The sequence below is a fragment of the Pseudomonas canadensis genome (assembly GCF_030980095.1).
In the GTDB taxonomy this organism is placed as follows: domain Bacteria; phylum Pseudomonadota; class Gammaproteobacteria; order Pseudomonadales; family Pseudomonadaceae; genus Aquipseudomonas; species Aquipseudomonas canadensis.
Window position 1 is genome coordinate 5449162 of the sequence record NZ_CP133298.1, and the last position, 24634, is coordinate 5473795.

Sequence of the window (24634 nt, forward strand, 5' to 3'; positions counted from 1 at the left end):
CCCGAGTTTAGCGCTGTTGGCCTCAAAGGCCACCCCCCTACGTTGGTCTAGAGCCTCCTGCGCACAAAAAAAGCAGAAATACCGGGCCAATGATGGCGCAGGGCTACAATTCCCGTATCTCCAGAGGGTTTCACCATGACCGAGCAACCGTCTGACCGCCGCCGTTTTCGCCGCATCGCCTTTGACGCCAAGACAGAACTGCGGCAAAACGGCCGCGACTGGACGGTGCGATTGGTGGATTTGTCGTTAAAAGGCTTGTTGATACGACGGCCCGACGACTGGAAGGGCAACAAGGCGCTGCCGTTCGACGTCGATATCCGCCTAGACCCCAAGGCGCATATAAAGATGCAAGTGCGACTGACCCATGAGGATCACGGGCAATTGGGTTTTGTGTGCCAGCACATCGACCTGGACTCGATCAGCCATTTGCGACGATTGATCGAGTTGAACCTGGGTGACGAGGAGGAACTGCACCGAGAATTGGCGGCCTTGCTGGAGACCTGAATGTTCGCCCAACCCTTGTAGGAGCCGGCTTGCCGGCTCCTACAAGGGTATGCGTTTACTCGAAAAGTGCATCCAACGCCTGTTCCAGTCGCGTCACGCCAATGATCTTTATCCCAGGCGGCGACTCCTTGGGCGCATTGCCTTTAGGTACGATTGCCCGTTTGAAGCCGTGCTTGGCGGCTTCCTTCAAGCGTTCCTGGCCACTTGGCACCGGACGCACCTCGCCCGACAGGCCCACTTCACCAAACACCAGCAAATCATGGGGCAACGGCCGGTTACGCAGGCTGGACATGACTGCCGCCATTAGCGCCAGGTCGGACGCGGTTTCCAGCACCTTGACCCCGCCGACCACGTTGAGGAACACGTCCTGGTCGTGGGTCGGAATACCGCCGTGACGGTGCAATACCGCAAGCAACATCGCCAGTCGATTCTGATCCAGGCCCAAGGTTACGCGGCGAGGGTTGGCGAGATGGCTGTCATCCACCAGCGCCTGCACTTCCACCAGCATCGGGCGGGTGCCTTCCCACGTTGCCATCACCACACTGCCTGGGACTTCTTCCTGGGCACGCGTGAGAAAAATCGCCGAAGGGTTGGAGACTTCTTTAAGCCCCCGGTCAGTCATGGCGAACACGCCCAATTCGTTGACCGCGCCGAACCGGTTCTTCACCGCCCGCAGCAAACGCAGACGGCCATCGGATTCACCTTCGAAGTACAGCACGGTGTCGACCATATGCTCCAACACCCGCGGCCCGGCCAGTGCGCCCTCTTTGGTCACATGACCGACCAGGAAGATAGCGGTGCCGCTCTGCTTGGCATAGCGCACCAGCAGCGCCGCGCTTTCACGCACCTGGGATACGCCGCCCGGTGCCGACTGCAATTGCTCAGTGAAAATCGTCTGGATCGAGTCGATCACCATGACCTTGGGCTTTTCAATACGCGCCGTGGCAATGATGCTTTCGATGCAGGTCTCGGTCATCACCCGCAGTTGATCCTGGGGCAGCCCCAGGCGACGGGCGCGCATAGCCACCTGTTGTTGGGATTCCTCGCCGGTGACATACAGCGCTGGCATGCGGCTGGCGATGCTGCACAGGGTTTGCAGCAGGATCGTCGATTTGCCGATGCCCGGATCGCCGCCGATCAGTACCACCGAGCCGTCCACCAGGCCGCCGCCCAGCACCCGGTCCAATTCACCGGAGGCCGTGGAGAAACGCGGGATCTCTTCGACGCTGACTTCGGCCAGCGTCTTGATCTGCGCCTGTTGCCCGGTCCAGCCGGCGCGGCCGGTGGGGGCCGCAGCGCCGCCGCTTTCGATCATGGTTTCAGTCAGGGTGTTCCATGCACCGCACTCGGTGCACTGGCCGGCCCACTTGGGAAAGGTCGCGCCGCACTCCGTGCAGCCGTACATGCGCTTGGCCTTTGCCATTTAAGAACCTCCAACCGAAAAACCGCGATGATAGCTCAGCGCGGCGCCGGGGTCCGGATTTCACCGCTGGCCAATCGTGAAGCGCTGTTGCCGATCGGGTCTTCGGCGTTGAGGTCGGCGCCCTTGGCCTTCAATTCATCCAGCAACTCGAGCCGCTTGAACAGCCCGGCATACATGGCCGCCGTCTGCCCGGCGCCGTTGCGTTGGTCGGGGTTGCAGTCGGTCGCTAGCAGGCGTTTGGCGATTTTCAACTCGCCCTTGAAGATCGCGCCCATCAGCGCCGTGTTGCCGCGCTTGTCCTGCACGCAGGCGTCGGCTCCGGCATTGAGCAAGCGTTCCACGAACGGGCCCTGGCCGTGGTAAGCGGCGAGGATCAGCGCGGTGTAGCCCTTGTCATCCTGGGTGTTGAGGCTGTAGCCGGAGTCGATAAAGGTGTTGAGCATGTCGAGGTCGCCTCGTCGGGCGGCGTCGAAATAGTAGTCCTGTAGTTGTGTCTTGAGCTTCGCAGGGTCGGCCGGTTCGGCCCACGCGCCGAACGCCAGGCATGCCAACACAGCGCCTATGAAAATTCGCATAGCCAATCCTCCGTATTACCCCCTTTGTAGGAGCCGGCTTGCCGGCGATGGCGTATTCGAGGACGTCATCGCCGGCAAGCCGGCGCCTACAGGGGGTTGCATGGTCAGTCGGTGAGTTTGTCCGCCAGCGCCTTCACGCGCGCCAGGTCACCCTTGGCAACCTTGGCCACGCCGGTGCCATATTCCGGGTCGGCCTTGTACAGGAACGACAGGATGATGTGCTTGCTCTCGTCATCGGTGGTCGCCAGCGAGCCACCAAAGTTCTCGATCAAGTCCTGACGCTCCTTCTTCGTGAAGGAGCGGTACAGATCACCGGCCTGCTTGAAGTTCTGCTCGCGCTGGATCTTCGCCTGCTGGGTGCTGCCCGACAGGGTCGACTGGCTGTAGCGCGCGGTTTGCGGCTCGTCCCGTGGCAGCAGACGGCTTGGCTGGTAGTTCACGCCAGTGGTGGTCTTGCCGAAGTTCATCGCGCCGTCCTGGTTACCGTTGTTGACGGTCACCCGTGGGGCGTTGATCGGCAGTTGCAGGGCGTTGGCGCCCAGGCGATACATCTGGGTGTCGGCGTAGGAGAATACGCGGCCTTGCAGCAGGCGGTCCTCAGACGGCTCGATGCCCGGCACCAGGTTGGCCGGGGCCATGGCCACTTGCTCGGTTTCCTGGAACACGTTGGCGGGGTTGCGGTTCAGCACCATCTGCCCGACTTTGCGCTCAGGCACATTCGGCCAGATCTTGGTGGCGTCCAGTGGATCGAAGTCGAACTTGGCCAGGTCCTCAGGCTTGAGCACCTGCACGTACAGGTCCCACTTGGGGAAGTCGCCCTTGTTGATATGCGTGACCAGATCGTTGGTCATGTGGCTGTAATCACGGCCCTGCACTTCGGTGACTTGCTTGGGATCAAGGTTCTTGATGCCTTGCAGGCTCTTCCAGTGGAACTTGACGTAGTGCACCTCACCCTTAGCGTTGATCAGCTTGTAGGCATGCACGCCGTTGCCGTCCATTTCCCGATAGCTGGCCGGGGTGCCGGAGTCGGAGTACAGCTCGGTCAGCGTGCGCGTGGACTCTGGCACATGGGAGAAGAAGTCGAAGCGACGGGAATCGTCATCCAGGTTGGTACGCGGGTCCGGTTTGAAAGCGTGGACCATGTCCGGGAACTTGATGGCATCGCGGATAAAGAACGTCGGGAAGTTGTTGCCCACCAGGTCCCAGTTGCCATCGGCGGTGTAGAACTTGGTGGCGAAACCACGCGGGTCGCGCAGGGTTTCCGGGGAGTGGTTACCGTGGACCACGGCGGAGAAGCGCACGAACACCGGGGTGGCTTCGCCGGCCGCGAACACCTTGGCCTTGGTCAGGTCGCTGAGGGTGTCGGTGACGGTGAAAGTACCGTGGGCGCCGGTACCACGGGCGTGGACCACGCGCTCAGGGATGCGCTCGCGGTCGAAGCGCTGCAGCTTCTGGATCAACTGCACGTCTTGCAGCAACACCGGGCCATTGGCGCCGGCGGTCTGCGAGTTCTGGTTGTCACCCACCGCAGCACCGTTGTCGCGGGTCAGGTTGGCGGCGTGTACGGACAGGGAAAGCAGGCTGGCGGTCGCCAGTACCAGCGCGTATCGCGCTGAAACAGGCGCGCGGCTCATTGGATTCTTCATCGAGGTTTCCTCTGGTTTTTTTAGTGCACATTCAGTTGTGCTTGCCAGAGGCTAGTGACCCGAGAGTCAGAAGATAAATAGAAAACTCACAACAACCCGATTAACAAAATAATCTGTTAAGTCACTGATATCAGGCGTATTTCGCGCGCGACTGGTGGCACTTTGCAAACTATTTGCGTTTTAATGTGTCGATAAAAACTAACAGTGTTAACGGTTGTGTCGGGCAAGCCCGCTACGACTGTCTTACACTGAGTCCCACCCTTCTCATCTGTAACAAGGAATAACCTATGGGCGTGATCAGTGAGTTCAAGGCCTTCGCGGTCAAAGGTAATGTGGTCGACATGGCCGTCGGTATTATCATCGGCGCAGCCTTCGGCAAAATTGTTTCCTCGTTTGTAGGCGACGTGGTGATGCCGCCAATCGGTCTGTTGATCGGTGGCGTGGACTTCGGTGACCTGGCGATAACGCTCAAGGCAGCACAGGGCGATGTGCCTGCGGTGGTGCTGGCCTACGGCAAGTTCATTCAGAGCGTCATCGACTTTGTGATTGTCGCGTTCGCGATTTTCATGGGTGTGAAAGCGATCAACCGCCTGAAGCGTGAAGAGGCCGTGGCGCCAAGCCTGCCGCCGACGCCGACCAAGGAAGAAGTGTTGCTGGGTGAGATCCGCGATCTGCTCAAGGCACAGAATGACAAGCCGCGCCTGTAAAGACCGGCTTGAGAAAAAAGGCGCCTGCTAGAGGCGCCTTTTTTATTACCAGTAGTTTTCCACCGCGACTTGGCCGGGGCGACGGCTCAAGCTCAGGTTCATGTCACGCTGCTTGAGCAATTGGCGTGTGTCATCGACCATCTGCGGGTTGCCGCAGATCAGCACGCGCGAATGCTCCGGGGTCAACTCGACGCCGGCTGCACGCTCAAGCTCGCCATTTTCGATCAGTGTGGTGATGCGCCCATTCAACGCGCCAGGATGCTGCTCACGAGTGACGGTGGGAACGTAGGTGAGTTTGTGTGCGTATTCGGCGAGGTATTCAAGCTCACCCAGTTCCTTGATCAGCGTCTGATACGCGAGTTCCTTGGCTTCCCGTGCGCTGTACACCAGGATGATGCGCTCGAATTTCTCCCAGACCTCGAAGTCCTGCAGGATCGACAAAAACGGCGCCACCCCGGTGCCCGTCCCCAGCATCCACAAGTCGCGGCCATCCACGAAACGGTTCAAGGTCAGGAAGCCCGTGGCCTGGCGCTCAACCATCAAGGTATCGCCTACCCTCAGGCGGCTCAGTTCGCTGGTGAACTCACCCCCGGGGACGACGATCGAGAAGAAATCCAGATGCTCGTCAAACGGTGAGGACACCAGCGAATAGGCGCGCCATACGGTGCTGCCGTCCGCCTTGGTAACCCCCAAACGCACAAACTGCCCCGCCGTGAAACGAAAGCCCGCATCGCGGGTAGTGCGCAGGGTAAACAGGCTGGGGGTCAGCGATTGCACGTCGAGCAAGGTCTGGCGGGTAAATTTCTCAGCGCTGGCGGTCATGGGGGGCTCCGTTCTACAGGTGCCCTAGTGTCCCTCAAAGTGACGAGCGCAAACACCGCTGATTTGTACTGGCATTCGCGCTTGTCAAGGCGTCGGTATATGGACCGAGACTAACCATTTGGCTATTAGCAAACACTAAGTGACCTATCAGATGATGCAGTGTTTTTAATAGCCATCAATTTGACAGCACTGACAACTCTCTAATTTGTATTAAAAAGATTAAACACGCGCGCAACCTATACAAACTTTTACTCTTTGCACAACGCGGGACTTCTTCAAAACAAAAAATTTTTAACTTTTTTCACTTAAATATGTAGGCCATATCCTACAATCAGTCTCGTGCAGCTGCGGGGGTAAGGACGTACCCGCAGCCAGTAGCATCTCATGGAGAGTGACCGATGATTAGCTGGCGCAATACAAGGCTCCCAAAACTGGAAGGCGAGAACCAGATAACCAGTGTTTTTGAAATGGCCCTCAATCACACGTTAGAACTTGGCTTCCAATTTTGTTCCTTTACGATGAGTTCTCAACTACCCAATAACCAAACGAAACCAATTCACATAAATAACTATCCGAATGAATAGAATGATATCTACAAAAAAGCACACTTTTTCGATGTAGACCCGGTTGTAGCCCACTGCAAACGTTGCGTATTGCCCATCCTCTGGGAAGAAAAGGCATTTGGTGCCGCGCCCAGTTTATGGCAACTGGCCCAATCCCATGGCGTACACCTAGGCTGGACTCAAGCAGTACATGATTTCCAGGGTGTCTTCAGCATGCTGACCTTGGGCCGTAGTAAAGGTGAAGTCAGCCCGGAGGAGTTGTATGAAAAAGCCGGCCAGGTGCTGTGGCTGTGTCATGCCCTGCATGCGGTGGTGGCACAGAAATTTGCCGACGAACCCAGTTTCAAAGAGCCATGCAAGCTGACCCCGCGAGAAACAGAAATCCTCAGATGGTCAGGTTTAGGCAAGACCGCCGCAGAAATCGCCACAATCCTGTGCCTGTCAGAGCGTACGATAGGGTTTCACATCGCCGGTGCACTCAAGAAACTGGGGGTCAATAACAAGATCGCCGCAGTCCTCAGGGCATCCCAAATGGGCTGTTTTTAATCGCCTGGAAACACCGCATGTAATCCCTCTGGAAAAAAAGTAACATTTACAGTCAATTCTGAGTGTTGATGCTGCCCCCCGGCCCGCACCGTAGTTCACTCAGAGGGTTCTGCAGCGATTGCAGAACTCCCATCGACGACCCAGAGCCTCCCCCGCCATGCCCCTGCTCGAAAGCCCCTTCGCCCAACTCGACCTGATCCGTCAGCCAGAGCAACATAACGATCCTCTGCAAGCCTTCGATGCCGCCGACGAATACCTGCTCAACCATCTGGCCGAGCAGCAACCGACTGCTGCGACTCGCGTGCTGGTGCTCAATGACAGCTTCGGCGCGCTGGCGGCCAGCCTTCAGGGGCAGGTTCAGGTCACGTCCAGCGGTGATTCGTTCCTGGCTGCCCAGGGCCTGGAGAAGAACCTGGTACGTAACGGCAAGGCGTTTGATGCAGTGGCATTCATCCCCGCCAGCCAGGTTCCGGCTGGGCCTTTCGACTGTGTGCTGATCCGCGTACCGAAAACCCTGGCGCTGCTGGAAGAGCAACTGATCCGCCTGCAGGGACAACTCGCGCCCGGAGCTCAAGTTATCGCCGGGGCGATGATCAAGCACTTACCTAGGGCCGCTGGCGAATTACTGGAGCGTTACATCGGGACGATGCAGGCGTCGCTTGCGGTGAAAAAGGCGCGACTGCTGATTGCCACGGCGCAAGAGCGCCCGGCAGCCAGCTCGCCCTACCCCACCCGCTACACCCTGGACACGCCGGCGATCGAACTGCTGAACCACGCCAACGTGTTCTGCCGCGAAAGCCTGGACATCGGCACCCGTGCGTTCCTGCCCCACCTACCGAAAAACCTGGGCAACGCCCGTGTCGCGGACCTGGGCTGCGGCAATGGTGTCCTGGCGATTGCCAGCGCACTGCAAAACCCCGAAGCGCATTACACTTTGGTGGATGAATCCTATATGGCCGTGCAATCGGCGGCCGAAAACTGGCAAGCCGCTCTCGGGGCGCGCGACGTAGTCATACGCGCCGCCGATGGCCTCGCCGGCCAGGAACCCGGTTCACTGGACGTCGTTCTGTGCAACCCACCCTTCCATCAACAACAGGTGGTCGGTGACTTCCTCGCCTGGCGCATGTTCCAGCAGGCGCGTGAAGCGCTGGTGGTGGGCGGTGCCCTTTATATAGTCGGCAACCGTCATCTGGGTTATCACACCAAACTGGCGCGCTTATTCCGGGGTGTCGAGCAAGTCGCCACCACGCCAAAGTTCGTGATCCTCAAAGCCCGTAAATAAACCCCGTAAATAAAAAAACCCTGCTTCTCTCGCGAAAAGCAGGGTTGGAAAGCCGAGCCGTCAGGCCCGGATCGGGATGTCAGTGGGTGGTCAAGCCGGCCGCATTCATGAACATGCGCATCAGGCTGGCCACGACAAACAGGGCCAGCACGCTGCCGGTCCAGATCATCACCAGCCACCCCAGGCGCCGCCACAACGGCTGTTTCTCGGCCTGTTCGATCTCGTGCAACGAAGGTTTGCCGGACATGAAACGCCCCTCCTAGTGATAACCGTCTTCGTGGGTGACCTTGCCGCGGAACACGTAGTAGCTCCAGAAGGTGTAGCCCAGGATGAACGGGATGATGAACAAGGTGCCGACCAACATGAAGCCCTGGCTCTGCGGCGGTGCGGCGGCGTCCCAGATCGACACGGAGGGCGGAATGATATTCGGCCACAGGCTGATGCCCAAGCCACTGTAGCCCAGGAAAATCAGCACCAGCGTCAGCAGGAATGGCGTGTAGTGCGCATTACGCGCCACCGCGCGGATCAGCCCGTACATGGTCACAAGCACCAGGATCGGAACCGGCAGGAACCAGAACAGATTCGGCAGGGTGAACCAGCGCGAGGCGATTTCCGGGTGCGTCAATGGCGTCCAGATGCTCACGATGCCGATCACCGCCAACACCACAAAGGCCAGTGGCCGTGCCAGGTCGTGCATCTTTTCCTGCAACGGGCCTTCGGTCTTCATGATCAGCCAAGTGCAGCCGAGCAAGGCATAGGCCACGATCAGCGCCACGCCACAGAACATCGTGAACGGCGTGGCCCAGTCCAGTGAACCACCGGCAAACTGGCGATTCACCACGGGAATGCCGTCGATAAACGCCCCCAGTGCCACGCCTTGGAAGAACGTCGCCGCCAGCGAACCGCCGATAAACGCCTTGTCCCACAGGTGACGCTTATGGTCCTTGGCCTTGAAGCGGAACTCGAACGCCACGCCACGGAAGATCAGCCCGATCAGCATCAGGATCAGCGGCAGGTACAGCGCCGACAACACCACCGAATAGGCCAGCGGGAATGCGCCAAACAACGCCGCGCCGCCCAGTACCAGCCAGGTTTCGTTGCCGTCCCAGACCGGGGCCACGGTGTTCATCATCACGTCACGGTCGGTCTTGCCGGGGATAAACGGAAACAGGATGCCGATACCCAGGTCGAAGCCGTCCATGACCACGTACATCATGATGCCGAAGATAATGATCACGGCCCAGATCAGCGGAAGATCAATACCCATCTCAATGCCCCTTGTGCTGGATGTGGGTGCGGTCGTCATCGTTGCCATCATCATCGGCGGCGGACAACGGACGGGCCGGTGTGCGTTTCTGGCCAGGGCCACCGTGGGTTGGCTCGGTGCTTTCGTGGGTCACAGGGCCTTTGCGCACCAGGCGCATCATGTAGCCCAGGCCTGCGCCGAACAGCGCGAAGTACACCACCACGAACAACACCAGGGTGATCGTCATCTGCGCCAGGCTATGCCCGGATGAAGCATCCGCCGTGCGCATCAAGCCATACACCACCCACGGCTGACGGCCGATCTCGGTGGTGAACCAGCCGGCAAGAATCGCGATCAGGCCGGACGGCCCCATCCACAACGCCAGGTAGAGGAACGGTTTGGATGTGTACATCTTGTCGCCCCGGCGCAGCCAGAGGCTGAACAGACCGGTGAAAATCATCAGGAAGCCCAGGCCGACCATGACCCGGAACGACCAGAACACGATGGTCGAGTTAGGGCGGTCTTCCGGTGGGAATTCCTTGAGCGCCGGCACTTGTTTATCCAACGAGTGGGTGAGGATCAGGCTGCCCAAGTACGGGATCTCGACGGCGTACTTGGTCCTTTCCTCCTTCATGTCCGGCCAACCGAACAAGATCAATGGCGTCGGTTCGTTGCCGATGTTTTCCCAGTGACCTTCAATCGCGGCGATTTTCGCCGGCTGGTGCTTCAAGGTATTCAGCCCGTGGAAGTCACCGATCACCGCCTGGATAGGCGCGACGATCAGGGCCATCCACATGGCCATCGAGAGCATTTTGCGAATCGCCGGGTTGTCCTTGCCGCGCAGCAAGTGCCAAGCCGCCGAGGAGCCGACGAAGAACGCAGTCGCTACGAACGCCGCCGTGGCCATGTGCGCCAGGCGATAAGGGAACGAGGGGTTGAAGACCACGGCGAACCAATCGGTCGGGATCACACGGCCATCAATGATTTCAAAGCCCTGGGGCGTCTGCATCCAGCTGTTGGACGAGAGGATCCAGAACGTGGAAATCAGCGTACCGACGGCCACCATCACGGTGGAGAAGAAGTGCAGATTGCGCCCCACCTTGTTCCAGCCAAACAGCATTACGCCCAGGAAACCGGCCTCGAGGAAGAAGGCCGTGAGCACTTCGTATGTAAGAAGCGGCCCGGTGACGGCGCCAGCGAAGTCTGAGAAACGGCTCCAGTTAGTGCCGAACTGGTAGGCCATGACCAACCCGGAGACCACGCCCATGCCGAAGTTGACGGCAAAGATCTTCGACCAGAAATGGTAGAGGTCACGGTAGGTGTCGTTGTGCGTCTTGAGCCACAAGCCTTCCAGCACCGCGAGGTAACTGGCCAGGCCGATGGTGATCGCCGGGAACAGGATGTGGAAAGAGATGGTGAACGCGAATTGAATTCGGGCGAGATCTAGCGCCTCCAAACCGAACATAAGTCTTCCTCTGTCAGGTAATACCGGCTGCTGGCGGGAGCCTGCACCCACTGCCCCCACGGATATGGAGTCTGGCGAATTTCAATTCGTTTCTTTTTTTAACCCACCGCGTAGGGAATCTGGCCCTAAGGCCGCCAGATCGATGCCCAGGCGGACATTGATCTGGATCAAGCATTGCTGAAAGAGTAGTCCCATTTTCGGGATTGAACTGTGTGGTCTTTTGCCGCGTGACAGACTGCCTCAGATCAGTTCTTGCAACTATCTGTTACAACTTGATGATAATCTCGGCGCTCCCTCCGGCCCTGACCTGAATCCCCGATGCCTAGTGAACCCGCGTTGTTGTTGCGTCACCACCGCCCTTTCATCGCGTTCTGGCTGGCGCGCATCTTTACCGCCAGCGGTTTTCAGATGCTCACGGTGGCTATCGGTTGGAACCTCTATCAACTGACCGGCAATGTGCTGGACCTGGGCTTGGTCGGCCTGGTGGAATTCGTGCCTCGCGTACTGTTCATGTTGCACACCGGGCATGTGGCAGACCGCTATGAACGGCGCAAGGTCGCCGCCATCTGCCAGACCGTGCAGGCACTGATTGCCTTGAGCCTGGCCATCGGCGGGCTGACCGGCAATGTGACCCGCGAGATGATCTTCATCCTCGCCTTCCTGCTCGGTGCCGCGCGTTCGTTTGAAATGCCCACCACCCAGGCGATGCTGCCCAGCATCGTCCCCAGCATTTTATTCCCGCGAGCCGTGGCCTCCTCGCAGTCGGCCCAGCAACTGGCAACCATCGTCGCACCCGCCCTCGGCGGTTTGCTGTACGCGTTTGGCAGCGTCTGGGTCTATGGCCCCACGGTAGTGCTGTACCTCATCGCCTGCATGCTGACCCTCAACCTGCCCGCCCGCCAGACACCACTCAACAAAGGCAAGGCCACCTTGGATTCTCTGCTGGCTGGCATCCGCTTCATCCGCAGCCGCCCGGATATCCTCGGTGCCATCTCGCTCGACCTGTTCGCCGTGCTGCTGGGTGGCGCCACCGCGTTGCTGCCGGTGTTTGCCAAAGACATTCTGTTGACCGGCGCCTGGGGCCTGGGCCTGCTGCGTTCGGCGCCGGCGGTGGGCGCGTTATTGATGTCGCTGTGGCTGGCGCGGTTCTCAGTGGACCGCCATGTGGGCCGCGTGATGTTCACGGCCGTCGGCGTGTTCGGCGTGGCGACCATCGCCTTTGGCCTGTCCACCTCGTTCTGGTTCTCCCTGGCGGTGCTGGTGGTGCTGGGCGCGGCGGACATGATCAGCATGGTGATCCGCGCCTCGTTCGTGCAGCTGGAGACGCCGGATGAAATGCGCGGGCGGGTCAGTGCGGTCAACGGCCTGTTTATCGGCGCGTCCAACCAGTTGGGCGAGTTCGAATCCGGGATTACCGCCCACTGGTTCGGCACCGTGCCCGCCGTGGTCATGGGCGGGATCGGTACGCTGGTGGTGACCGGGGTCTGGATCAAGCTGTTCCCGACCCTGGCCAACCGTGACCGCATGCATGTGCCCGTGGAAGAACAAGCGAAGGTCTAGAGCACCTTGTCGAGGGTGATGGGAAACTCTCGCACCCGCTTGCCGGTGGCGTGATAAATCGCATTGGCCACCGCCGCTGCCACCCCGACGATACCGATCTCCCCAACACCCTTGGACCCCAGGGCGTTGACGATCTCGTCGTGTTCTTCGACAAACACCACGTCAATGTCGCCAATATCGGCGTTAACCGGAATGTGGTACTCCGCCAGGCTGTGGTTCATGTAGCGCCCCAGCTGATGGTCGATCTGGGTTTCTTCATGCAATGCCATGCCGATGCCCCATACGACACCGCCGAGGATCTGGCTACGGGCCATCTTCGGGTTGACCACACGTCCGGCGGCAATCGCGCTGACCACCCTGCGGACCTTGATGGTGCCCAGGTCTTCGTCCACTTGCACCTCGACGAAGACGGCTGAGTGAGTGGCGGTGCTGTAGCCCTCGCGTTTTTTGTCGGGCTCACTGTCGACCTGCACTTGCAGCGCGTCTTCGCCGCTGTCCTTGACCAACTGCGCCAGTGACACACTCACGTCGCCGGTATGCAGTAGACCGTCTTCGAAGCGCACGGCTTCGGCGTCCTTGAACACCGGGTAAGTCTGCCGTGCGATGTTCAGCAGCTTGGCATTCAAGGCCTCGCAGGCTTGCTGCACGGCAGTGCCGACGGAGGACACCGTGAATGAACCGCCCTGCAACGGCGCGGTGGGCAATGATGAGTCGCCCAGCAGAAACGCCACATCTTCCACCGCCACACCGCTGGCCTGCGCCGCGATCTGGGTCATCACCGTGTACGTACCGGTGCCGATATCGGTGGTGGCGCTGCTGACGGTCAGCTTGCCCTGCGCATCGATGTGCGCCTTGGCGCTGGCCTTCATCTGCATGGCTTCCCACACGCCGCCGGCCATGCCCCAACCGATCAACTGGCGGCCGTCGCGCATGCTGCGCGGTTCCGGGTTGCGCTGGCTCCAGCCAAAACGCTCGGCGCCTTCGCGGTAACACTCGCGCAGGACTTTGCTCGACCAGGGCTTGTCTTCGTTCTGGTTGCGCTCGGCGTAGTTGATCAGCCGCAGTTGCACCGGGTCCATCCCCAGTGCGCAGGCCAGCTCGTCCATGGCGCACTCCAGGCCGATCACGCCGAGGGCGGCGCCCGGCGCGCGCATGTCCAAAGGCGTGAACACGTCCAGGGGCACCAACTTATAAGTAAGCTGCACGTTGTCGCAGTGGTAGAGCATGCCGCTCCATTCCACGACGTGTTCACTGAAGTCTTCGAAACGCGAAGTCTGGCCAATGGCGGTGTGCCCCAACGCCAGCAGGCGCCCATTAGCGGCAGCGCCGAGTTGCAGGCGCTGCAGAGTGCGCGGGCGATAGCCGAACGTGAACATTTGCTGGCGCGTCAGCGTTACCCGCACCGAACGCTTGAGCGCCAACGAGGCCATCACTGCCAGCGGCAATTGGTACTGCGGACGCAGGCCGGAACCAAACGCGCCGCCGACAAACGCGGCAAAGATGCGCACCTGGCTTTTCTCCAGGCCGAAAACTTTTTGCACATAGGCCTGACAGTTCTGCGGGCCCTGGGTCTTGTCATGGATATGCAGGGTGCCGTCCGGCTGATACAGCACCGTGCTGGCGTGGGGTTCCATCGGGTTGTGGTGTTCGATGGGCGTGCTGTAGTGCACGTCCAGGCTGACGGCCGCGTCGGTCCATACTGCCTGGAAGTCACCGCGGGGTTTGGGCGGGGTTTGCGGCGAGGCGTGAGCCTGTTGCTGCATGGCCAGCAGGTCGGTTTCGAAGGCTTCGGTTTCGTACTCGATCTCCACCAGAGAGCCGGCATGCCGCGCCAGCTCAAGGTTGTCGGCGATCACCAGGGCCAGGGGCTGGCCGCTGTACAGCACGCGGTCGTTGTAGAGCGGACGAAACGGCGAGCCGTCGGCGGCGTCGGCGTCCTGGAAAGCGTCGTCGTAGCTGGCGATTCTTGGCCGGTTGAGGTGATCAATTACCGCCACCACCCCCGGCAGCGCCAACGCCCTGGAAGCGTCGATACGCAGCACGCGGCCCTTGGCGACGGTGCTGGACACCACGCTGCCATGCAGCAGGCCGTCCTCGGGAAACTCACCGGCGTAACGCGCTTTGCCTGTGACCTTGAGCAGACCGTCGACCCGGTCCAAGGGTTTGCCGATGGTGGTCATGGGCGTTCTCCTGCAACAGCGGCGTCACTCAGGGCACGAATGATGCCCCGGCGCGCCAACTTGATCTTGAAGCCGTTGTGTTCCAGAGGTTCTGCGTCTTGCAGCAGCGCGTCGGCGGCGTGGCTGAAGGTTTCGCGGCTGACGAGCTGGCCGATCAGCGCGGCTTCCACCGCGCGATCACGCCAGGGTTTATGGGCTACGCCACCCAGGGCCAGACGTGCGTCGACGATACGGTCGCCGTCCAGCTCCAAAGCTGCAGCGACGGACACCAGGGCGAACGCATAGGAAGCGCGGTCACGAATTTTCAGGTAGTTGCTGTGGTTTGCCATATTGTCGGCGGGCAGTTCGATGGCGGTAATCAGCTCATCGTCAGCCAATTGGTTGTCACGCTGCGGCGCATCGCCGGGCAGGCGATGGAAGTCGGCAAACTCGATAACGCGAGCACCTGCACGTCCCTCCACATGCACCCGCGCTTCCAACGCCGCCAACGCCACGCACATGTCGGAAGGGTGCGTCGCGACGCACTGTTCACTGGCGCCAAGGATGGCATGAATGCGATTCAGACCCGTGCGTGCCGGGCAGCCGCTACCGGGCTCGCGTTTGTTGCAAGGCACCGTGGCGTCATAGAAGTAGTAGCAACGGGTGCGTTGCAACAGGTTGCCGCCGGTACTGGCCATATTGCGCAACTGCGGCGAGGCGCCAGCGAGGATGGCCTGGGACAGCAATGGATAACGTTGTTCGATCAGCGGGTGCCAGGCGAGGTCGGCATTGCTGACCAGGGCACCGATCAACAGTCCGCCAGCGGCGGTTTGCTGAATGTCATGCAGCGGCAGGCCGGTGATATCGATAAGGTGATCGGGGCGACTGATGTTTTCTTTCATCAGGTCCAGCAGGTTGGTACCCCCGGCAATAAAACGCGATGCAGCGCTGCTGAGGTGCACGGCCTCCTGCACGCCGGTCGGCCTGCTGTAATGGAAGGGGTTCATGATTTGCCCTCCAGGACTTCCTCGATGGCATCGCGGATATTGCTGTAGGCGCCACAGCGGCACAGGTTGCCGCTCATCAGTTCCTGGATTTGTGCGGTGTCGTGGGCACGGCCTTCATTGGCCAGGCCCACGGCGGAACAGATCTGGCCGGGGGTGCAGTAGCCGCACTGGAAGGCGTCGTGCTTGATAAACGCCTGCTGCATCGGATGCAGCTGGTCGCCGTCGGCCAGGCCTTCGATAGTGGTCAGCTCAGCGCCGTCGCACATCACCGCCAGGGTCAGGCAGGCATTGATCCGCTTGCCATCGCGCAACACCGTGCAGGCCCCGCATTGGCCGTGGTCGCAGCCTTTTTTGCTGCCGACAAGGTCGAGTTGCTCGCGCAGAAGGTCGAGCAATGTGGTCCAGGGCAATACATCCAGTTGGCGATCCTGGCCATTGAGGCTCAGACGTATCGAGTGGCTGACGAACGGTTGGGCCGCCGCGCCATTGGGGGTTGCGCTCATAAACACCTCACGGGTTGGTGGACATCCGCGGCGTTCAGGGAAATCGCCGTCTCAGGGGTACGACTTCCCGGGGTAATGAGCGTTCAAGGTGATTGATCAGCGGATATTGAGCAGCGTCGTCAGGGTGTTCTGCGGGGGGTTGATCGAGGAATTGCTGTATTGGAACCAGCCCTGGGCCTCCACGTTCAGGTCAAACACATAGATGTAGCCCATCAGCGTGCCGGCCCCATTGCAGGCCTCGCTGATGTTGCCCACCTGGCAGACCGCCGTGCGCTGCCCATTGAGCTCTGCGCCATTAAAGCGGCCCATGGGGTTGTTGCCCAGGCCGACTTCCATGACTGACACCTTGGTAGGCCCACGGTGCGTACACATCTGTGTGCTCTGCGCGCGCTCGGGGATGCTTTCCTTACACGCTGCCGACTCGACCTGGAACACACGCACTTCGCTCAACGGCGGTGCAGCTGCGCCCCAGGCCGGTGCTGCGCCGAGCAACAGGCTGATACAGGGGATCAGGGCTAGACTCCACGGGCTGGCGTTTTTCATGCTGCAAATGACCTTGGTTTAAACGTCGGCGCAGTATGCCTCAAGGCCTCGGCTGCTGGTATGATGCGCCGCTTTTTCCGATCCTCTCTGAAACCACAGGCGCTTGGCGCAGTTTGTGCTTTGACTTAGAGGTCAACAAATCACGACGCCACAGCGCGTCACTGGGAGCAGGCATGCTGGAAAAGCTGTTTCAACTCAAGGCACACAACACCAACGTGCGCACCGAGATTCTCGCGGGCATCACGACATTCCTGGCCATGGCCTACATTCTGTTCGTGAACCCGAGCATCCTCGGCGAGACCGGCATGGACAAAGGCGCGGTGTTCGTCGCGACCTGCCTGGCGGCCGCCATCGGTTCGACCGTGATGGGCCTGATCGCCAACTACCCGATCGCCCTCGCGCCCGGCATGGGCCTCAACGCCTTCTTTACTTACACCGTGGTCCTGCACATGGGCCATACCTGGCAGGTTGCGCTGGGTGCGGTGTTTATCTCGGCGGTGCTGTTCTTCCTGCTGTCGATCTTCCGTATTCGTGAATGGATCATCAATGCTATCCCACTGCCGCTGCGCTCGGCGATTGCCGCCGGTATCGGCCTGTTCCTGGCATTGATCGCCCTGCACAACGCCGGGATCGTGGTCAGCAACCCAGCCACCATGGTCGGCCTGGGCGACCTGAAACAACCTGCGCCGATCCTGGCTACCCTCGGTTTCGTGCTGATCGTTGCACTGGAGGCCCTGGCCGTGCGCGGTGCGGTGCTGATCGGCATCCTGGCGGTGACCATCGCCTCCATCGTATTGGGCTTCACCCCGTTCATCGGTGTGACCTCGGTACCACCGTCCCTGGCCCCGACCTTCCTGCAGCTGGATATCAAAGGCGCGTTGGATATCGGCTTGGTCAGTGTGATCTTCGCGTTCCTGTTCGTGGACCTGTTCGATAACTCCGGCACCCTGATCGGCGTGGCCAAGCGTGCCGGCCTGATGGGCAAGGACGGCCATATGCCAAAAATGGGCCGTGCACTGATCGCCGACAGTACCGCCGCCATGGCCGGCTCACTGCTGGGTACTTCGACCACCACCAGCTACATCGAATCGGCTGCGGGCGTGAGCGCTGGTGGCCGTACCGGCTTGACCGCCATCGTGGTTGCGGTCCTGTTCCTGCTGGCGTTGTTCTTCTCGCCACTGGCCGCCAGCGTACCGGCCTACGCCACCGCGCCAGCACTGCTGTTCGTGGCGGTGCTGATGACCCAGGGCCTGGCCGAAATCGACTGGGACGACATCACGGTTGCAGCGCCAGTGGTGGTCACCGCCCTGGCAATGCCTTTCACCTATTCCATTGCCAACGGCATCGCCTTCGGTTTCATCGCCTGGACCGCCATCAAGCTGCTTTCGGGCCGCTACCGTGAGCTGAACCCGGCACTGGTGATTCTGTCGATTCTGTTTGTGATCAAGCTGGGCTGGTTCAACGCATGACTTTTGACGCCGCAAGCTACACCGCTCAACTGCAAGACAAGGTCACGCGTTTGCGTGACCTTCTGGCCCCGTTCGACGCGCCAGAGCCGCAGATCTTCGACTCGCCGCGGCAGAACTTCCGCCTGCGCGCGGAGTTCCGCCTGTGGCGCGAAGGCGGTGAGCGCCACTACGCGATGTTCTCCCAGGACGACAAGCGCACGCCGATCCTGATCGAAGAATTCCCCATCGCCAGCCTGCGCATCAACCAGTTGATGCCGCAACTCAAGGCCGCCTGGCAAGCCAGTGCAGCCCTGAGCCACAAGCTGTTCCAGGTGGAGTTCCTCACCACCCTGGCCGGCGACGCGATGATCACCCTGTGCTATCACCGCCCGCTGGACGAGCATTGGCACACCGCCGCAAACCAGCTGGCGGCTGACTTGAATGTCAGCATCATCGGCCGCTCCAAGGGCAAGCGCGATGTGATTGGCCATGACTACGTGGTGGAAAAACTCGACGTCGGCGGCCGCACTTTCAGCTACCGCCAACCTGAGGGCGCCTTCACCCAGCCCAACGGCACGGTGAACCAGAAGATGCTCAACTGGGCTTATGAAGCCCTGGGTGATCGCCCGGATGATCTGCTGGAGTTGTATTGCGGCAACGGCAACTTCACCCTGCCCCTGGCTACGCGTGTACGCAAAGTACTGGCTACCGAAATCAGCAAGACCTCAGTGAATGCAGCCCTGAGCAACCTCGATGAAAACGCGGTAGATAACGTCACGCTGGTGCGTCTCTCTGCCGAAGAACTCACCGAAGCGCTGAACGAAGTGCGTCCGTTTCGTCGCCTGCACGGTATCGATTTGAAGAGTTACGAATTCGGCAGCGTCTTCGTCGACCCACCGCGCGCCGGCATGGACCCGGACACCTGCGAACTGACCCGACGCTTCGACAACATCCTGTACATCTCCTGCAACCCGGAGACCTTGGCGGCGAATATTGCGCAACTGCACGACACGCACAAGATTACCCAGTGTGCGCTGTTTGACCAGTTCCCGTGGACCCACCATATGGAGTCTGGGGTGTTATTGACCCGGCGGTAACTCAACGTCCTCTGGTTCTTTCTTGCGCGGCCGTCCGCCCTTCTTGCCATTGGCGCGGGCGGCGGCGGCTTTGGCAGCGCTGCTTTTGCGGCCATTGCGCGAGGCGACCAGGCTGGTGGCCAGGTCCATCAGCGGTTTGCTGGTGGCGATCAGGCCCGTGACCGAAACATCCAGGTCCTGGGCCTCACAGCACAGCGCCTTGCCGCCAAAGCCGACTTCCAGTTGCGCAAAGTCCTCCAAGGAAAACCCCGCGAACTCGGGCAGGCCAGCCACCGGCAGTACAACGCGACTGCCGTCGCTGAAGCCGATGGAAATGCAGTTGTCTTCATAACGCACAGAACTGGCGCGGGCATAAAGGTGCCGTGTCTTGCGCCCTCGGGCTATCGCCTTTTCGACGTCGGCCTCAGTGAGTGGTTTATAGGGTACAGCTTTGGCTTTTACGATTTGCTTCATAGTTCAATCTCCACAAAACCCGGCGCCCTGACCAGCTTCAAAATTGTTTTCTGCCCCACAACATCGTGCCGGGCGCGCGCGATAACATAAACACCCGGCTGAATGATGAGCCCAGGCAACACCTCGCGCGCCTCCCAATCCCAGGAGTGATTCTCCAGGCAGACCGTCTGCAGGTATTCCCACCAGATCCTGCGTGCCCGCGCCAGGTAGTGCCGCTGCATGATCGCCCCGCGTATTTCTTTCAAAACCGCCATGGGTGGTTGCCGTCGCTCAGGCTCTACGTCCCACAACTCCACTTCCCCATGCAGAAAGCTGAAACGAAAACGCGCATCCCATTCGTTCCCCCACACATGTACATGGGGCGGGCAGTGCTCATCCCTGATAAACACCGAAATCACATATCCTTTGTAAGTGCCTACTCTCATCGTAACCCATCCGTTAGGTTATTTTCCGCCTGGTAACAATTTTCCCCTGTCACCCGACAACCGGCTCCATTTCCCGAAGCTGATTCACAGATTAGTAAGCACAAAAAACCCGGCGAATGCCGGGTTGTAACCACTCATGCCGAAGGCTGGAAATACCCCGCCAAGGCCCGCAAGTCCTGCTCGCTCAGCAACCCCGCGTAATACTTCAGCTGGATCCTCGCCAGCAGATACGCATGTCGCGCGTTTGCCAGGTCGCGGCGGGCGGTGAAGAGTTGTTGTTCTGCGTCGAGCACGTCGAGGTTGACCCGCTCACCGCCGGCCACACTCTTTTTCGTCGCAGCGACTAAAGCCGTAGCAGAGCTGACGGCCATTTCATAAGCACGCACTTTGGCCGCGCCGCTGGTGTTGAGGTTGAACTGTTTGCGCAACTCCACCAGCGTGGCCGAGGTTTGCGCGTCCAGCTCGTACTGGGCCTGGGACAGCTGGTTCGCCGCCTGCCGCGTGGAGGCCGATACGCCGCCACCGGCAAACAGCGGCAGGCTGACCTGGATGCCGACGGTGTTGGTGTCGTACTTTTGGTTGTAGCTGCTTTCCGAGTCGGAGTTGGTCTGGCGGCTGGTGGCGTACAGGCTGACCTTGGGCAGGTGACCAGCGCGTTTGCGCTCCACTTCATAGGAGGCCACGTCCAAGGCGTGGTGCTGGGATTTGAGTTCAGGGTTGTTGGCCATGGCCAGTTCACGCCAGGTCTCGAAACGATTGGGCTCCAGGGGCGCAATCTCGAATTGGCGCGTCAGCGGCGCCAGTTCTTCGATTTGCAGCGGTTGGCCGACAATGGCTTCCAGCTCGCGCAGGGCACTGTCCTGGGCGTCTTGCGATTCGATTTCTTCGGCCTGGGCCAGGCTCAGCCGCGCCTGAGTTTCCAGCACATCGGTGCGCGTGCCTTCGCCGCCTTTGAGCAGGCGGTCATTGAATTGCAGGCGCTCGGCATACGCGCGTTTCTGTGCACGGCTCAACTCGATACGCTCCTGGGCCAGCAACGCCTGGCTGTAAGCATTGAGCACCCGCACCGCCAGTTCCTGGCTCTTGCCGCGAAAGCGCTCGTCGGCCATCAACGCCTGGGCGGTGCCCTGACGAAAACGCGCGTAGGCTTCGTAATCCAGCAGCGGTTGCTGCAAGGTCAGGGTCGACGCATAACTGCGGTAATCACGGTCGCTTTTGACATCTCCCGCCGTCACTTCGGACTCGTTGCGCGAGTTGTTATAGCTCCACGACAAGTTCGGCAACAACGCGGCCCGACCGATCGCACGGTTTTCTTCACCGCCTTCACGCTCCTGTATCGCGGCCTGAAACGTCGGATCATTGCGCAGGGCCAAGTCGTAGGCATCCAGCAAACCCAGGGCATGCGCCGCCGAGGAACAACCGAAACACAAGGTCAACAACAGCGCCTTCATTCTTCCACCAGGGCCATATGAGTGCGATCCATCAGGGGTTTGAACAGGTAGTTGAGCATCGAGCGCTCGCCGGTCTTGACGAAGGTTTCCACCGGCATGCCCGGGCGGATCTGCACGCCGTCCAATTGCTGCATGCCGGCCGCGCTGACTTGGGCGCGCAGCGTGTAATAGGGCTCGTCGGTGCGCTCATCGACCTGGCGGTCCGCCGAGACCAATGTCACCTCGCCGGCCACCCGAGGTGTGGTGGACTGGTTGAAGGCCGAGAACATCAGTTCCACCGGCAGGCCGGGGTGCACCTTGTCGACCATCTGCACCGGCACCCGCGCCTCCACCAGCAAGGGCTCGCCCTGGGGCACGATGTCCATCAGCGCCTGGCCGGGCTTGATCACGCCGCCTTCGGTGTAAACGTCCAACCCCACCACCACGCCGCTTGCGGGCGCACGCACCAGGCTGTTGGCCAATTCGAACTCGGCCGACGCCAGGCGATTGCGCAGGTCATCGCTGCGGGTGCGGGTCTCGGCCAACTGGCCGCGCAGGTCTTTCTGAAAGTCTTCGCCGAGCTGGCGGATGCGCAGGCGCAGTTCCATCACCTGGCGTTGCAGTTGGCCGATGCGACCGTAGTCCTCGGCGATGGCGCCGTCGATCTGTGAGTAGAGTCGCTCACTGTCGAGCAGGCGATTACGTGGAATGTACCCCCCCCGCGCCAACTCACGCAGGCCCTGCAGTTGCTCATTCAACGCCGCGCGCTGCTGGACTTTGCTTGCTTGCGAATCCCGCGTGCCCCGCAGTTGCGACTCGGCCCCGGCGATGGTTTCACGCAGGCCTTGTTGCTCGGTGGCCAAGGCCTGGGCGCGGCTATTGAACAACTGCCGTTGCAGGCTCAGGGTGGCCGCCGCCTCCGGATCGTTGAGCAATTCGGGGCCGAAGGTGATCGCCGACAACCCTTCACTTTCGGCGCTCAAGCGCGCCTCGCTGGCCAGGGACGCCAGGTACTGGCTGCGCAGGGACTGCATCTGCCCGCGCAACGGGGTTTCCTTCAAGCGCAACAACACCTGGCCCGCGCTAACCACGTCACCGTCGCGCACGTCGATACGCTCGACAATGCCCCCGGCCGGGTGCTGCACGGTCTTGCGATGCCCCGACACCATGACCTTGCCCGGCACTGCCACGCCCTTGTCCAACGGTGCCAACGCGGCCCAGCCGAGGAAGCCGGCAAAACCGCCGAGTACCAACAGCCAGCCCAGGCGCGAGTACTTTTTGTCATCCAGCGCCAGCACGTTGCTTGGTGCGTCGCTGACCAACACAGGTTTGCTCTGGTTCATGCCTGTTTTCCTTCACCGAGGCGGTAGCTCATGCTCATGGTCGATACCGGCTTGGGCGCTGCCGGTTTCTGCCGTGCCTCCAGCACACGCGCCGTCGGCCCGAAGGCCTGCAGCTGACCTTCCTTGAGGATCAGCAACTGGTCGGTCAGCGTCAGTACGTTGGGTTTGTGGGTGATCAGGATCACTGTTCGGCGCTGCTGCTTGAGCTGGGTGATCGCTTGGAGCAGAGCTTGCTCGCCGACTTCATCAAGGTTGGCGTTGGGCTCATCCAGCACGAGCAGCGCGGGCAGGCCGTACAGCGCACGGGCCAGCGCGACGCGTTGCTTCTGGCCACCGGACAGCCCGGCGCCGCCCTCTCCCAATTGCGTGTCATAGCCTTGGGGCAGTTGCAGGATCAGCTCATGCACGCCAGCCATTTGTGCCGCCGCGAGGACTTTATCCGCATCGACCTCAGCAAACCGCGCGATGTTTTCCGCGATGCTGCCGGCGAATAGCTGGATGTCTTGAGGCAGATAGCCGATGTGCGGGCCCAATTGCTGCTTATCCCACAAGGCCAGATCGGCACCGTCCAGCCGCACCTTGCCGGCCAGGGGCGCCCAAGCGCCTACCAGTATCCGCGCCAGGGTTGATTTGCCGCAGCCCGACGGCCCGATTACGCCCAGGACTTCGCCGGCGGCCAGATTAAAGCCCAGATTGGCCAGCGCGGGCCGACGGCTGCCGGGGGCAAAGGCGCTGATTTGTTCGACGCTCAGTTGGCCTTTGGGCACCGGCAGCGCCATGCGCTGCGGGCGCGCGGGATTCGCCGCCAGCATCTGCGACAACCGATCGAAGGCCAGGCGCGCCGAACCCCACTGTTTCCACACGCCGATCAACTGGTCGATAGGGCTCAGCACGCGGCCCATCAGGATCGAGCCAGCAATCATCATCCCCGGCGTGATTTCGCCCTGCACTGCCAGCAGGGCGCCCAGGCCCAGCACCAGGGATTGCAACGCCAGGCGCACGCCCTTGGACCACGCGGTAACGGTGGCGGTCTTCTCACTCGCCAGGTTCTGCTGCGCCAAAAACGCCTGATGCTGGCCGAACCAACGCGCACGCAACGTGGCGAGCATGCCCATGGCTTCGATGGTGTCGGCATTACGCAGGTTGGCCGTGGCCTGCTGGCTGGCGCTGATGGACAGTTGGCTGGCCAAGGCCATCGGCGCCTGGCTGACGTGATGGTTGACCCATGCCAGCACGATCAATAGCAGCGCGCCGACCAGCGCCAACACACCGAGCCAGGGATGGAACAGAAAAATCACCAGCAGGTACACCGGAAACCAAGGTGCATCGAAGAACGCGAACAACGCCTGGCCGGTGGCGAACTGGCGCAGCGTGGTCAGGTCATGCAACGCCTGGCCCGCCGCCTGGGTGCCGCCCTTGAGTTGCGCTTCGAACGCGGCGTCGTACACCCGCTGGTTCAAGCGCATGTCCATCTGCGTACCGAGGCGGATCACCACCTGGCTGCGCACCCATTCCAACGCGCCCATCAGGCCGAACAGGCCGAGGATCATCAGCGTCAGCATCAACAGGGTCATCTCATTGCCCGAGGCCAGCACCCGGTCGTACACCTGCAACATGTACAGCGCCGGAGCGAGCATCAGCAGGTTGATCACCGCCGAGAACAGGCCGATGTTGAAGAAGCCACTTTTATAGGCCGTGAGGGCGGCCAGGGTTTCGTTGCCGGCGTGGCGCATCTGGGGATTCTCATGGGGTTGAGCGGGCAGCGCCGCTGCGTTGACAGGCAAAGCGACGCTGCGCAGAATTCGGCACCGCCGTCGCTGAAGAGTTAGAAGGCTTGGCGACAGCGGTGTGTAAAACGGCGAATGGGAGAGCGATCTGCCATTCGCT

Annotated in this window: 22 protein-coding genes and 1 pseudogene; 7 read left to right on the top strand and 16 right to left on the bottom strand. The window is 60.8% G+C overall.

Features of this window, described 5'->3' with window-relative positions; genetic code table 11:
- Positions 1-135: 135 nt before the first annotated feature.
- The gene (locus RB216_RS25320) at positions 136-504 is read left to right on the top strand and encodes a PilZ domain-containing protein (protein ID WP_028618010.1); all 369 of its coding nucleotides are present in this window, start codon (positions 136-138) and stop codon (positions 502-504) included.
- 55 nt (positions 505-559) lie between these two features.
- Here the strand turns inward: RB216_RS25320 and radA are convergent, their stop codons facing one another.
- The 3 genes from radA to katB all read right to left on the bottom strand — a co-directional run bounded on the left by radA (position 560) and on the right by katB (position 4148).
- Complete coding sequence (radA, locus tag RB216_RS25325; RefSeq protein ID WP_016976768.1) at positions 560-1927, bottom strand: DNA repair protein RadA; 1368 nt, start codon at positions 1925-1927, stop codon at positions 560-562.
- 35 nt (positions 1928-1962) lie between these two features.
- Positions 1963-2502, bottom strand: coding sequence for an ankyrin repeat domain-containing protein (locus RB216_RS25330; RefSeq protein WP_068931974.1), 540 nt, complete (start codon positions 2500-2502; stop codon positions 1963-1965).
- Between the two features lie 104 nt (positions 2503-2606).
- Complete coding sequence (gene katB, locus RB216_RS25335; protein ID WP_068931975.1) at positions 2607-4148, bottom strand: catalase KatB; 1542 nt, start codon at positions 4146-4148, stop codon at positions 2607-2609.
- A 287-nt stretch (positions 4149-4435) separates the two neighbouring features.
- Between katB and mscL the strand changes: the two genes are divergently transcribed.
- Positions 4436-4855: a large-conductance mechanosensitive channel protein MscL gene (mscL, locus tag RB216_RS25340; protein ID WP_010206685.1), complete on the top strand. Its 420-nt coding sequence runs from the start codon at positions 4436-4438 to the stop codon at positions 4853-4855.
- Positions 4856-4900: 45 nt separating this feature from the next.
- Here the strand turns inward: mscL and RB216_RS25345 are convergent, their stop codons facing one another.
- Complete coding sequence (locus tag RB216_RS25345) at positions 4901-5677, bottom strand: ferredoxin--NADP reductase (RefSeq protein ID WP_028618013.1); 777 nt, start codon at positions 5675-5677, stop codon at positions 4901-4903.
- Positions 5678-6075: 398 nt separating this feature from the next.
- Here RB216_RS25345 and RB216_RS25350 point away from each other — a divergent pair.
- Both RB216_RS25350 and RB216_RS25355 read left to right on the top strand, forming a co-directional pair.
- A pseudogene (locus tag RB216_RS25350) lies at positions 6076-6786 on the top strand (helix-turn-helix transcriptional regulator).
- A gap of 157 nt (positions 6787-6943) precedes the next feature.
- Positions 6944-8068 carry a methyltransferase gene (locus RB216_RS25355; RefSeq protein WP_068931978.1) on the top strand — a complete coding sequence of 375 codons (1125 nt, stop codon included), beginning with the start codon at positions 6944-6946 and terminating at the stop codon, positions 8066-8068.
- A gap of 79 nt (positions 8069-8147) precedes the next feature.
- On the opposite strand, the gene RB216_RS25360 is transcribed toward RB216_RS25355, so the two are convergent.
- The 3 genes from RB216_RS25360 to RB216_RS25370 are packed head-to-tail and all read right to left on the bottom strand — an operon-like array spanning position 8148 to position 10779.
- The gene (locus RB216_RS25360; RefSeq protein ID WP_068931979.1) at positions 8148-8315 is read right to left on the bottom strand and encodes a DUF2474 domain-containing protein; all 168 of its coding nucleotides are present in this window, start codon (positions 8313-8315) and stop codon (positions 8148-8150) included.
- Positions 8316-8327: 12 nt separating this feature from the next.
- Complete coding sequence (gene cydB / locus RB216_RS25365) at positions 8328-9335, bottom strand: cytochrome d ubiquinol oxidase subunit II (RefSeq protein WP_028618015.1); 1008 nt, start codon at positions 9333-9335, stop codon at positions 8328-8330.
- Between the two features lies 1 nt (position 9336).
- Positions 9337-10779, bottom strand: coding sequence for a cytochrome ubiquinol oxidase subunit I (locus RB216_RS25370; protein WP_028618016.1), 1443 nt, complete (start codon positions 10777-10779; stop codon positions 9337-9339).
- 318 nt (positions 10780-11097) lie between these two features.
- Here RB216_RS25370 and RB216_RS25375 point away from each other — a divergent pair, with 318 nt between their 5' ends.
- Entirely contained in the window at positions 11098-12339 is a 1242-nt protein-coding gene (locus tag RB216_RS25375) for an MFS transporter (RefSeq protein WP_236318921.1), read from the top strand.
- On the opposite strand, the gene RB216_RS25380 is transcribed toward RB216_RS25375, so the two are convergent.
- The 4 genes from RB216_RS25380 to RB216_RS25395 all read right to left on the bottom strand — a co-directional run bounded on the left by RB216_RS25380 (position 12336) and on the right by RB216_RS25395 (position 16551).
- On the bottom strand, positions 12336-14519 hold the full coding sequence (locus tag RB216_RS25380; RefSeq protein ID WP_308908022.1) for a xanthine dehydrogenase family protein molybdopterin-binding subunit: 2184 nt from the start codon (positions 14517-14519) through the stop codon (positions 12336-12338). The two genes, RB216_RS25375 and RB216_RS25380, sit on opposite strands and share 4 nt — an antisense overlap.
- Positions 14516-15505: an FAD binding domain-containing protein gene (locus tag RB216_RS25385; protein ID WP_308908023.1), complete on the bottom strand. Its 990-nt coding sequence runs from the start codon at positions 15503-15505 to the stop codon at positions 14516-14518. Before RB216_RS25385 ends, RB216_RS25380 begins: the two co-directional genes overlap by 4 nt.
- A complete protein-coding gene (locus RB216_RS25390) occupies positions 15502-16008 on the bottom strand; it encodes a (2Fe-2S)-binding protein (protein WP_028618020.1) in 507 nt (168 codons plus the stop codon). Before RB216_RS25390 ends, RB216_RS25385 begins: the two co-directional genes overlap by 4 nt.
- Positions 16009-16104: 96 nt before the next feature.
- A complete protein-coding gene (locus tag RB216_RS25395; RefSeq protein WP_028618021.1) occupies positions 16105-16551 on the bottom strand; it encodes a DUF4879 domain-containing protein in 447 nt (148 codons plus the stop codon).
- A gap of 173 nt (positions 16552-16724) precedes the next feature.
- Between RB216_RS25395 and RB216_RS25400 the strand changes: the two genes are divergently transcribed.
- Both RB216_RS25400 and trmA read left to right on the top strand, forming a co-directional pair.
- Complete coding sequence (locus RB216_RS25400; RefSeq protein ID WP_028618022.1) at positions 16725-18020, top strand: NCS2 family permease; 1296 nt, start codon at positions 16725-16727, stop codon at positions 18018-18020.
- A complete protein-coding gene (gene trmA / locus RB216_RS25405; RefSeq protein WP_308908024.1) occupies positions 18017-19096 on the top strand; it encodes a tRNA (uridine(54)-C5)-methyltransferase TrmA in 1080 nt (359 codons plus the stop codon). The genes RB216_RS25400 and trmA overlap by 4 nt, the downstream gene beginning before the upstream one ends.
- Here trmA and RB216_RS25410 read toward each other — a convergent pair.
- From RB216_RS25410 to RB216_RS25430, 5 genes are all read right to left on the bottom strand, one after another.
- Positions 19079-19549 carry a DUF2442 domain-containing protein gene (locus RB216_RS25410; protein WP_028618024.1) on the bottom strand — a complete coding sequence of 157 codons (471 nt, stop codon included), beginning with the start codon at positions 19547-19549 and terminating at the stop codon, positions 19079-19081. The two genes, trmA and RB216_RS25410, sit on opposite strands and share 18 nt — an antisense overlap.
- Complete coding sequence (locus RB216_RS25415) at positions 19546-19974, bottom strand: DUF4160 domain-containing protein (protein WP_308908025.1); 429 nt, start codon at positions 19972-19974, stop codon at positions 19546-19548. The genes RB216_RS25410 and RB216_RS25415 overlap by 4 nt, the downstream gene beginning before the upstream one ends.
- Before the next feature lie 134 nt (positions 19975-20108).
- Positions 20109-21425, bottom strand: coding sequence for a TolC family outer membrane protein (locus tag RB216_RS25420; protein ID WP_308908026.1), 1317 nt, complete (start codon positions 21423-21425; stop codon positions 20109-20111).
- On the bottom strand, positions 21422-22747 hold the full coding sequence (locus RB216_RS25425) for an HlyD family type I secretion periplasmic adaptor subunit (protein WP_308908027.1): 1326 nt from the start codon (positions 22745-22747) through the stop codon (positions 21422-21424). Before RB216_RS25425 ends, RB216_RS25420 begins: the two co-directional genes overlap by 4 nt.
- Positions 22744-24480, bottom strand: a complete 1737-nt coding sequence (locus RB216_RS25430; RefSeq protein WP_308908028.1) for a type I secretion system permease/ATPase — start codon at positions 24478-24480, stop codon at positions 22744-22746. Before RB216_RS25430 ends, RB216_RS25425 begins: the two co-directional genes overlap by 4 nt.
- Positions 24481-24634 lie beyond the last annotated feature (154 nt).